Below are 8,725 nucleotides of genomic sequence, written 5' to 3' on the forward strand. Positions count from 1 at the left end.
GTATGAAGTCCTGTCATCCTGGGCAGGATTTTTTGTAGTGAGTTTTTTCCGTGTGGAAAAGAGCACAGCTATTTTTATTACCTATGTTTAGTATTTGACATGGGATGTGGTATAATAAGTTCCGTATGTGAAGTCGGCTTTAAACCATAGACAAACAATTATTTTAGGAGGATTTAAACCATGCCATTAGTATCTATGACAGACATGTTGAACAAAGCTCTCGAAGGTAAATATGCAGTTGGACAATTTAACATCAACAACCTTGAGTGGACTCAAGCTATTTTGGGTGCTGCTGAACAAGAAAAATCCCCAGTAATCCTTGGTGTTTCTGAAGGTGCAGCTCGTCACATGGGCGGATTCTACACCGTTGTAAAAATGGTGGAAGGTCTTATCCACGACATGAAAATTTCCGTGCCAGTAGCAATTCACCTAGATCATGGTTCCAGCTTCGATAAATGTAAAGAAGCAATTGATGCAGGTTTCACTTCCGTTATGATTGACGGATCTCATCATCCAATCGACGAGAACGTTCAAATCACAAAACAAGTGGTTGAATATGCTCATTCCAAAGGTGTTTCTGTTGAAGCAGAAGTTGGTATCGTTGGTGGACAAGAGGATGATGTTGTTGGTGAAGTAATGTACGCGAAACTTGACGATTGCGTTCGCATCGTTAACGAAACAGGTATCGATACACTTGCTCCAGCTCTTGGTTCTGTACACGGTCCTTACAAAGGCGAACCAAACCTTGGATTTAAAGAAATGGAAGAAATCCGCAATGCAGTTCATACTCCACTTGTTCTTCATGGTGGTACAGGTATTCCTGAGCATGACATCAAAAAAGCAATCTCTTTGGGAACATCCAAAATCAATGTAAACACGGAGAACCAAATCGCATTTGCTAAAGTTGTTCGCGAAGTTCTTGCTGCTAAACCAGATGCTTACGATCCTCGTACGTTCATTCAACCAGGACGTGAAGCAATTAAAGAAACAGTTATCGGAAAAATGCGTGAGTTTGGATCCAGCAACAAAGCATAAGATTGCTCTTTAAAATAATATAGCTACTAATGGAAACACACCGCTTAGTCGGTGTGTTTCCATTTTTAATACAATTTTTGACTCATGATGAGGATATGTTATACTAACTTTGCCAATTAGAACTATTTTTTCGGCTAGAAGTGATTTCTAGGGGGACCCTTTACCTTATGGAAAAATTAATGATTAGTGGTGGACGTCCACTACAAGGTACCGTTACGATCAGCGGTGCTAAAAACAGTGCGATTGCACTGATTCCGGCAGCGATTTTAGCCGAATCAGAAGTTATACTTGATAATTTACCTTTACTCAGTGATGTTGCCGTTTATTCCGAAATTCTTGAAGAACTTGGTGCAAATGTTTCATGGGAAGGCAACCAGATGAGAATTGATCCTACACACATTATCTCGCTGCCAATGCCTAATGGTCCCGTTAAGAAACTTCGCGCTTCCTACTATATGATGGGTGCGATGCTTGGTCGTTTTAAGGAAGCGGTAATTGGACTTCCTGGAGGATGTAACTTTGAGCCGCGGCCAATTGACCAACATATCAAAGGATTTGAAGCTCTGGGTGCTACTGTCACCAATGAACATGGAGCCATCCATCTTCATGCCAAGGAATTAAAAGGCGCAAAGATCTATCTGGATGTTGTTAGTGTAGGAGCAACTATTAATATTATGCTTGCGGCCACTCGTGCCAAAGGCTCTACAATTATTGAAAATGCGGCTAAAGAGCCTGAGATTATAGATGTAGCAACACTTTTAAATTCAATGGGTGCTTCGATTAAGGGAGCAGGTACAGAAACGATTCGAATTGAAGGCAAGTCGGAACTTCGAGGTTGCCGCCATTCTATTATTCCTGACCGTATCCAAGCTGGAACCTATATGATCGCAGCAGCAGCGACACGTGGAAACGTTCTTATTGACAATGTCATTCCTAAACATCTGGAAGCATTAACAGCGAAGCTGATTGAGATGGGTGTTGGGATTGAAGAACTTGATGAGAGCATTCGAGTTATTGGAAAAGAGAAGTATGAGAGCATTGACGTCAAGGCGCTTGTTTATCCGGGCTTCGCAACTGACTTGCAATCACCAATGACCAGTTTACTGACGCAGGCAGATGGGGTTAGTGTGCTGAGCGACTTTGTTTATAGTAATCGTTTCAAGCATGTTCCTGAACTAGCTCGAATGGGTGCGAAGATACGAGTCGAGGGACGCTCTGCAATTATAGAAGGACATCCACTTAATGCAGCGAAAGTTAAAGCAACAGATTTACGTGCCGGTGCTGCATTAGTTATTGCTGGACTGACTGTAAGTGAAGGAATAACAGAAGTTACCGGAGTAGAGTTCATCGATCGAGGTTATGATCATCTGGTTACCAACTTGAGAGAGCTTGGTGCTGACGTTTGGCGACAAAATGACTAAGGAATGATCCTTATTTTCATAAGGGGTATAAAACTTATGTAAGAAGTATATCTTCGGTTGAATATCCCTTGTGAAAATGGGTAAACCTATTTTAATAGATTTGTTTATTACAATGTATGAAAGCGCGGAACATATCATTTGCAATATACAGGGTATTTTCCGTACAATGGAGAGTAAGAGCATCTGAATGCAATTCATGAGCTTATTATACAAGGCTGCACCGTCAGCTGTTCTCCTTACAACGGACTTAATAATTGAATAGGTGGTTATTTTATGGATCTACAAATCTCTGATCTGGAGGTAATGAAGCTAACCGATTTGTACAAGTTAGCAAAAAAATACCAGATCCCTTATTATGGGCAGCTGAAGAAGAAGGAACTCGTTTTCGCTATTCTTCGTGCACAAGCAGAACAAAGCGGACTTATGTTTATGGAAGGTGTTCTAGAAATTCTGCCTGAAGGTTATGGTTTTCTTCGCCCGATAAACTATTTGCCAAGTAAAGAAGATATTTATATTTCTGCTTCACAAATTCGTAAGTTTGATTTAAGAACAGGAGATCTTGTATCAGGTAAATGTCGAACTCCTAAAGAGAATGAGCGATATTTTGGACTATTGCAAGTCAATGCTGTTAATGGTCAAAGTCCTGACCTTGCCGCAGAAAGACTCCATTTTCCAGCCTTAACTCCTCTATATCCACAGAAAAAGCTAACGCTTGAAACATCCCCAACGAATTTATCTACCCGAATTATGGATGTGCTTGCTCCCGTAGGATTGGGACAGCGCGGTCTTATCGTTGCTCCACCCAAAGCGGGAAAAACGCTTCTTCTGAAAGAGATAGCAAACAGTATTTCAACCAACAATCCGGAAATCGAATTATTTGTATTACTGATTGATGAACGTCCTGAAGAAGTAACGGATATGCAACGTTCTGTAAAAGGGGAAGTGGTAGCATCCACTTTTGATGAACTCCCGGAAAATCATATTAAAGTAGCTGAACTTGTACTCGAGCGTGCTTTACGTTTAGTAGAAGCTAAAAAAGATGTTGTAATTCTGTTAGATAGCATTACCCGTCTTGCGCGTGCATACAACCTGGTGATTCCTCCTTCTGGACGAACACTCAGTGGTGGTATTGACCCGGCAGCATTCCATCGTCCTAAACGGTTCTTCGGTTCCGCTCGTAACGTAGAAGAGGGCGGAAGCTTAACTATTTTAGCGACAGCTCTGATTGATACAGGATCTCGGATGGATGATATCATTTATGAAGAGTTTAAAGGTACGGGCAATATGGAACTTCACTTGGACCGCAAACTTGCTGAACGTCGTATTTTCCCAGCCATCGATATTCGTCGTTCTGGTACACGCCGTGAGGAAGTTCTCCTTAGCAAAGAAGAGCTGGATGCGATTTGGGCTGTGCGTAAAAACATGAATGACAGCCATGATTTTGTGGAAGGCTTCCTTAAAAAATTGCGCAATACCAAGACGAATACAGAATTCCTGGCTTCGCTTGATACAGCAGGTCAAACTAACAATACAGGAAACGGTGCACCGCGCCGATCCAACCGCACAACAACAGCTTCAGCGACAACGTAAATCTGGGCTGAAGGATTGCATTTGCAAAATGTACATGCTATAATTAATGCTGTGTTCTTAATAACTCTGGATCCGCATGAGGTTCAGGGCAAGAAGAGGTGAAAGTCATGAATGAAGCGATTCAACCAAAATATCACATAACTACAGCTACTTGCGCTTGTGGTAACACATTTGAAACGGGCTCTGTTAAAGAAGCACTGCGTGTAGAGGTTTGCTCCGCATGTCACCCGTTCTTCACTGGTAAACAGAAATTCCTGGATGCTGGTGGTCGTGTTGATAGATTTAAGAAAAAATACGGTATCTAATTTTGATATGAGGCTTGCGTTTATGCGCTTGCCTCATTTTTGTTTTTATGGAGATAAGTAAATAATGGGATGTGTCACAATCGGTTGCAATTATGCATGTCTTGCGATATAATTGTTTCACCGTGCTAGATGGGGAGGTAGCGGTGCCCTGTAACTCGCAATCCGCTGTAGCGAGGTTGAATTCCTGTTAGAGGTTTTGTCGATGTGAGGTTTGGTCTCTGCATGCAATGTTGACGGCTGGGTCCTCCGCAATGAGTACTTGTGAACTTGGTCAGGTCCGGAAGGAAGCAGCCATAAGCAAGACCACTCTTGTGCCGGAGGGGTGCCTAACCCGAGTTGTTATGCAGGGGTGCCGCTTGGATCGCAATTATCGATAACAGGTGCACGGTTCTATTTTTTAAATCAACTAAAGAAATATGTTATATAGAGAAAAAAGGACATCTTTGCATATATTTGCAAGGATTTTTTTGTTTTTATAAGACAAAATGAAAGGCTGATTTATACATAACTGCTTTTAAAGTTTTGATTGAGCAGGGAATATAGTATAATGAAGCCACGACAAAAGGTCACGAGACATGTGGAAAGAGGGTAAAGCACAGTGGAACATATTGCGTTGTACCGTGCTTGGCGGCCTCAGTCGTTTCAAGACATGGTTGGACAACAGCATATTATTCAGACCTTACAGAATGCCATTCGTGAACAGCGGATTTCGCATGCGTATTTATTCAGTGGTCCAAGAGGAACAGGGAAGACAAGTGCGGCCAAAATTTTGGCCAAGGCTGTTAACTGTGAACGTGGCCCAAGCACTGAGCCGTGCAATGAATGTGAAGCGTGCCTTCGAATTACATCTGGAGCAGTAATGGATGTTCAAGAGATTGACGCGGCCTCTAACCGAGGGGTTGAAGAAATTCGTGATCTTCGCGAAAAAGTAAAGTATGCTCCAACGGAGGTTCGTCATAAAGTGTACATCATTGATGAGGTACACATGCTGACGACAGAGGCATTTAATGCACTTCTTAAAACGCTTGAAGAACCGCCGCCGCACGTGATGTTTATTTTAGCAACAACGGAGCCTCACAGACTTCCGGCGACGATTATCTCTCGCTGTCAGCGGTTTGATTTTCGCCGAGTTTCGCTGGAGGAACAGACAGAGCGTCTTGCTATGATCTGTAAGGAAGAGGAGATTACTGCCGAGCTAGAGGCGCTTCAGTATATTGCCCGTCTTTCGGACGGAGGTATGCGGGATGCGCTGAGTATTCTTGATCAGGTATCTTCCTTTACAGGAGGACAAGTGACTTACAGTCAAACGCTGGATATGACCGGCGGCTTGCCAGCAGAACAGTTTGGCAAACTTGCTCAGTTTCTTCTACAGGGAGAAGTGGGTGAGGTGCTACAGACGGTAGAGCAGTTCATGCAAGAAGGAAAAAGTGCAGATAAGAGTATGGAGAATCTTCTTTATTATTTCCGAGATCTTCTCCTGATCAAAATGGTTCCTAATGCGGAACATATGACGGATCGTGTGCTTGACCCATCCTCTTTTAAAGGAATGGCAGAGGCATTTTCGAGGGAACAACTCTTTTATATTATTGATACACTGAATCGTTATCAAAGCGAGATGAAATATGCGGCACAGCCGCAGACATTGTTTGAAGTAGCGCTTCTAAAATTGTGTAGTCTTCCTAAGGGTGCGGGTGAGCCTGCTTCTGAGGCAGGAGGGGGCGCAGCGGTTAGTTCCTCCGAGTTAACTGCAATGAAACGACAAATTGCAGAACTTGAGCAGAAACTTGAGAAAGCACTGAAGAATGGCGGTATAGCAGCTGCGAATCCAAATTCGGCAGCTCCTGCGCGATCCAATCGTCCTTCAGCCCCAAGATCCTCAGGGGTAGCCAAAATACCGCCTCATATGGATCAATATATTGCTGAGAAGGACAGTGCAGAATTCACTGAAATCAGCAGAAAATGGAGTCAAATCCTCCAGCGTGTGAAAGAAGTAAAAGTGACGGTTCACGCCTGGTTTGTAGATGGAGAACCTGTATCTGTTCTAAATGATGCAATTCTTGTTGCTTTCAAGAACAACATTCACCGTGAAACGACAGAGAAACCAGCGAACAAACAAGTGATTGAGAGTGTTCTTGAGCAGATGGTTGGAAGACCGCTTCGGCTTGTTACTATGCTGCAAAAAGACTGGCTTGCTGCGATTGAGGGTTCCTCTGATCTCAAAAAGGAAGAAGAGTTTACACTTGAAATGGAACAGGTGGATGGAAAAAAGGAGCCTTGGATTGACGAGGCGCTTGAGCTTTTTGGTGAGAAATTGGTTATCATTAAAGAATGAAACTCTAAATCAAATATAACCCAATTAGGAGATGATGAACGATGAATAACATGAACCAGATGATGAAGCAAGTGAAGAAGATGCAGGAACAAATGCTGAAAGCTCAAGAAGAGCTTGGAACAAAAACAGTAGTAGGTACCTCTGGCGGCGGTGTAGTAACTGCAGAAGTTAATGGTCATAAAAAACTGACTTCCATCACAATTAAACCAGAAGCTGTTGATCCAGAAGACGTAGAAATGTTGCAAGATCTGGTTATGGCAGCAGTAAATGATGCAATGACTAAAGCTGATGAATTGGCTAACCAAGATATGGGTAAATTCACAAACGGCATGAAAATCCCTGGCTTGTTCTAAATTGAATTGATCTAGAAGGAGAATGTAATTTTGTATTATCCTGAACCGATCGCGAAACTTATAGATGCGTTTACTCGTCTACCTGGCATTGGCCCCAAAACGGCGGCACGCCTGGCTTTTCATGTATTGAAGATGAATGAAGACGATGTGATCGATTTTGCTAAGGCGCTGGTTAGTGTGAAGAGGAATCTTCATTACTGTTCGGTATGCTGTAACATTACAGATACAGATCCTTGCCGAATATGCCAAGATAAATCCCGCGACCCTTCTGTCATTTGTGTAGTTCAGGACTCGAAAGACCTTGTGGCTATGGAACGGACAAAAGAATTCGATGGTTACTATCATGTACTTCAAGGGGCGATATCTCCTATGGAGGGAATCGGTCCCGACGATATCAAACTTAAAGAGCTGCTTATGAGACTGAGTGATGAGCGGGTCAAAGAATTGATACTTGCAACCAATCCTAACATTGAGGGAGAGGCTACAGCGATGTATATCTCAAGGTTAGTTAAGCCTTTTGGGATTTTTGTGAGCCGGATTGCTCATGGTCTTCCTGTGGGCGGCGATTTGGAGTATGCAGATGAAGTGACTTTATCGAAGGCGTTGGAAGGACGGCGCCAGTTGAATTAATGTACCGTGAACTTAATATGATTAATTATAAAAAAGCTCCCCTTTGGGGAGCTTTTTTGGTTCTATGTTGATCTCTCCTGCGATATGAATGGAATAACGCTAGCTTTTTACAGGATTGCTTTGTTGAGAAGGACGAGCATTCTTGTATCAGTTACTGTTGTAACTGTTTCATTCACCAACATTCTTGCTTCAAGAATGATATAAGGACATTGAGCGGAGGGGTCATTATGGTTAGTTGGATGAAGTCTATGGGATTAAAGAGTGGGAACTTGTTAAATGAAAGGGTGGAGATACAGAAGGAAATTTTCGAAGATATAAAAAAATCGCATGAAGAGTGGAAAGCAGCGCATTGTATGTTTGAAGAAGCGGTAGAGCAAGATCAAATTGATTATGCCATTTTTATTCTTGAGGCAGCAGAGCGAAGATATCAAATGCATCTTAGAAGAGCTAAGAGCTATGGAGTTATAGGGTCGACTCAAGATTGTGTGAATGATACGCCTTATAATAATCTTGCTAAAAGAGCGGAGGGATCACATTGAGGGACATAATTCTCTGGGGAGTGTTGTCGGTTTCCTTATTGCTCATATTGATTATTGTATTCAGAAAAAAGATCGGTCTGGGCTGGATCTCCTCATTTGGCCTTCATTTAGTTCTTGCCTCTCTTGGGATTTATGTGATTAACTATTCTGGTTTAACCGGAGATATGTACATACCTATAAACCCTACAACAATAGGGACGGTGACGGTATTAGGGCTGCCTGGAGTAGGTCTTTTATTAGGTTTAAAATATTCTTTATTTAATAGTTGACTTTAGTACTACGTATATGATAAATTATATCTCGGCCCTAAAAAAGAGAATTTAATTAGAACTGAAGCTGAGAGATCAGCGAAAAAGAAAATTAAAAAAATTCTTGACATGAAGGTAGCCGACATGATATATTATAAAGGTCGCTGAAACAAAGCGATTAACGAAAAAACTTGGTCTTTGAAAACTGAACAACGAGGAGTTTTACGCAAGTAAAACTCATGAGTGAATTAATACAATTTCAACTTGTTGGT

At 42.1% G+C, this 8,725-nt stretch carries 9 protein-coding genes and 1 other RNA gene; all 10 read left to right on the plus strand.

Features of this window, described 5'->3' with window-relative positions; genetic code table 11:
* Positions 1 to 180 precede the first annotated feature (180 nt).
* Positions 181 to 1,035, plus strand: a complete 855-nt coding sequence (gene fba / locus H9647_RS24375) for a class II fructose-1,6-bisphosphate aldolase (protein WP_191804898.1) — start codon at positions 181 to 183, stop codon at positions 1,033 to 1,035.
* 167 nt (positions 1,036 to 1,202) lie between these two features.
* Entirely contained in the window at positions 1,203 to 2,456 is a 1,254-nt protein-coding gene (locus H9647_RS24380; protein WP_191804901.1) for a UDP-N-acetylglucosamine 1-carboxyvinyltransferase, read from the plus strand.
* Between the two features lie 273 nt (positions 2,457 to 2,729).
* Entirely contained in the window at positions 2,730 to 4,046 is a 1,317-nt protein-coding gene (gene rho, locus H9647_RS24385; RefSeq protein ID WP_191804903.1) for a transcription termination factor Rho, read from the plus strand.
* Between the two features lie 107 nt (positions 4,047 to 4,153).
* Complete coding sequence (gene rpmE, locus H9647_RS24390; protein WP_191804905.1) at positions 4,154 to 4,351, plus strand: 50S ribosomal protein L31; 198 nt, start codon at positions 4,154 to 4,156, stop codon at positions 4,349 to 4,351.
* Between the two features lie 120 nt (positions 4,352 to 4,471).
* Positions 4,472 to 4,739, plus strand: an RNA gene (ffs, locus tag H9647_RS24395) — signal recognition particle sRNA large type.
* A gap of 210 nt (positions 4,740 to 4,949) precedes the next feature.
* Positions 4,950 to 6,683, plus strand: coding sequence for a DNA polymerase III subunit gamma/tau (gene dnaX / locus H9647_RS24400; protein WP_191804907.1), 1,734 nt, complete (start codon positions 4,950 to 4,952; stop codon positions 6,681 to 6,683).
* 41 nt (positions 6,684 to 6,724) lie between these two features.
* On the plus strand, positions 6,725 to 7,036 hold the full coding sequence (locus tag H9647_RS24405) for a YbaB/EbfC family nucleoid-associated protein (protein ID WP_160034347.1): 312 nt from the start codon (positions 6,725 to 6,727) through the stop codon (positions 7,034 to 7,036).
* Positions 7,037 to 7,066: 30 nt separating this feature from the next.
* Positions 7,067 to 7,666 carry a recombination mediator RecR gene (gene recR / locus H9647_RS24410; protein ID WP_191804909.1) on the plus strand — a complete coding sequence of 200 codons (600 nt, stop codon included), beginning with the start codon at positions 7,067 to 7,069 and terminating at the stop codon, positions 7,664 to 7,666.
* A gap of 227 nt (positions 7,667 to 7,893) precedes the next feature.
* The gene (locus tag H9647_RS24415; RefSeq protein WP_191804911.1) at positions 7,894 to 8,205 is read left to right on the plus strand and encodes a DUF2508 family protein; all 312 of its coding nucleotides are present in this window, start codon (positions 7,894 to 7,896) and stop codon (positions 8,203 to 8,205) included.
* Positions 8,202 to 8,474, plus strand: a complete 273-nt coding sequence (locus tag H9647_RS24420; RefSeq protein WP_191804913.1) for a pro-sigmaK processing inhibitor BofA family protein — start codon at positions 8,202 to 8,204, stop codon at positions 8,472 to 8,474. The genes H9647_RS24415 and H9647_RS24420 overlap by 4 nt, the downstream gene beginning before the upstream one ends.
* The last annotated feature ends 251 nt before the right edge of the window (positions 8,475 to 8,725 follow it).

It is taken from the genome of Paenibacillus gallinarum, assembly GCF_014836635.1.
Taxonomy (GTDB): Bacteria; Bacillota; Bacilli; order Paenibacillales; family Paenibacillaceae; genus Paenibacillus; species Paenibacillus gallinarum.

Bases quoted from the DNA above. Each gene is read 5' to 3' on its own strand.
- fba (WP_191804898.1), top strand. From the start codon at position 181: ATGCCATTAGTATCTATGACAGACATGTTGAACAAAGCTCTCGAAGGT.
- H9647_RS24380 (WP_191804901.1), top strand. From the start codon at position 1,203: ATGGAAAAATTAATGATTAGTGGTGGACGTCCACTACAAGGTACCGTT.
- rho (WP_191804903.1), top strand. From the start codon at position 2,730: ATGGATCTACAAATCTCTGATCTGGAGGTAATGAAGCTAACCGATTTG.
- rpmE (WP_191804905.1), top strand. From the start codon at position 4,154: ATGAATGAAGCGATTCAACCAAAATATCACATAACTACAGCTACTTGC.
- H9647_RS24415 (WP_191804911.1), top strand. From the start codon at position 7,894: ATGGTTAGTTGGATGAAGTCTATGGGATTAAAGAGTGGGAACTTGTTA.
- H9647_RS24405 (WP_160034347.1), top strand. From the start codon at position 6,725: ATGAATAACATGAACCAGATGATGAAGCAAGTGAAGAAGATGCAGGAA.